2 protein-coding genes are annotated in these 1,550 nt (G+C 73.4%); both read left to right on the top strand.

Going from position 1 to position 1,550, the window contains the following annotated elements; translation table 11 throughout:
• The first annotated feature begins 55 nt into the window (after positions 1 to 55).
• On the top strand, positions 56 to 1,165 hold the full coding sequence (locus GUY61_RS38225) for a glutamate--cysteine ligase (RefSeq protein ID WP_166634880.1): 1,110 nt from the start codon (positions 56 to 58) through the stop codon (positions 1,163 to 1,165).
• 132 nt (positions 1,166 to 1,297) lie between these two features.
• Positions 1,298 to 1,447 carry a hypothetical protein gene (locus GUY61_RS38220; RefSeq protein ID WP_166634879.1) on the top strand — a complete coding sequence of 50 codons (150 nt, stop codon included), beginning with the start codon at positions 1,298 to 1,300 and terminating at the stop codon, positions 1,445 to 1,447.
• The last annotated feature ends 103 nt before the right edge of the window (positions 1,448 to 1,550 follow it).

The raw sequence follows: 1,550 nt of genomic DNA, 5'->3' as shown, positions 1-1,550 counted from the left end.
CCCGTAGCCCCCGTAGTCCCCTGCCCCCGGTGGCCCGCCCGCGAGGCCGCGTCCCGTGACCACCTTCGGAGTGGAGGAGGAGTTCCTCCTCCTGGACCCGGTCAGCGGACGGCCCGTGCCCCGAGCCGAAGAGGTCCGCGCCGCCGCGGACCTGCAGGCCGCGCTGGGCCACGAGGAGGTCCAGCGGGAACTCCTCCAGGCCCAGGTCGAGATCGCCACGCCGGTCTGCACCGATCTGGACGAGATCGGCGGCCATCTGCTGCGTCTGCGGCACGCCCTGGGAACGGCCGCGGAGAAGACCGGCTGCCGCATCGTCGCGAGCGGTGCCGCCCCGTTCGAGCCGCTCGGCCCCGTGCCCATCACCGACAGCGGCCGGTACCGCGCGCTGCGCGAAACCGGCCGGCTGCTCGTCGAGGAACAGCTCATCAACGGCATGCACGTCCACGTGGCGATGAACGACCGCGAACTCGGGGTGGCGGTGCTGAACCGGCTGCGGCCCTGGCTCCCCCTGCTGGCCGCCATGTCGGCCAACTCCCCGATGTGGCACGGGACGGACACCGGGTTCGCCAGCTGGCGAACCGTCGTCTTCGGCCGCTGGCCGGTCAGCGGACCGCCGCCCCGGTTCACCGGCGTCGCCGACTACGACCTGCGGATACGGGACCTCCTGGCCTGCGGCGTCGTCAACGACCTGGGCCAGCTGTACTGGCAGGCGCGGCTCTCCGCCAAGTACCCCACCGTGGAGATCCGGGCGATGGACGTGCAGCTGCGCGTCGACAGCGCCGTCATGCTCGCGGGCATCTGCCGCGCCCTGGTGAGCACCGCCGTACGGCAGGAGCGCGAGGGTCTGCCGCAGCCGGAGCCGCGCCCCGAGGTCCTCGCCGCCGCCAACTGGTACGCGGCGCGGCACGGCGTGAGCGACTACCTGATCGATTCGCTCACCGCACAGCGCCGCAAGGCGGGTGACGTCATCAGCGACCTGATGGAGCACATCGGCCCCGCACTTGAGGAGTCGGGCGACGGCCGCGAGGTCGGCTCGCTGGTCCACCGGCTGCTTCAGGAGGGTACCGCCGCCGACCAGCAGCGCCAGCTCCTCGCCGAACGGGGCGACGCCGCACTGCTGGAGATGCTCACCGAGCGGACCACCGCCTCCTACGACGACGACTGACGGTGAGGAGACGACGGGGCGCGGTCGCGGGGTGGGAGCTCCGGGCCGGTCCGGGCCGGACTGCCGGTCCCCGTCGCGGGTAGATGTCGGACGATCGAGACACAGCGCCAGGGTAGGGAAGAGGAGAGGCAGATGGCCGGCATCATCAGCCGTATCAAGGCGTTCGCGCGCAGCCCGCAGGGGCGCCGCCTGACGGAACAGGGCCGCAGGGCCGCGGCCGATCCGCGGCGGCGGGCGCAGGCCAGGCAGGCGCTCAGCAGGTTGCGCGGCCGCCGCCACTGAGGGGCCACCGCGACACTGACGACACTGAGGGGCCCGCCGCGACGGGACAGGGAACGCGGCGGGCCCCGGTCTGCCGACTCCCCCCGACCGCCCGTTCATGCCG

Origin of the sequence: Streptomyces sp. GC420, from assembly GCF_009916105.1 — a bacterium.
GTDB lineage: Bacteria > Actinomycetota > Actinomycetes > Streptomycetales > Streptomycetaceae > Streptomyces.
This window is presented reverse-complemented; position numbering and strand designations above follow the sequence as displayed.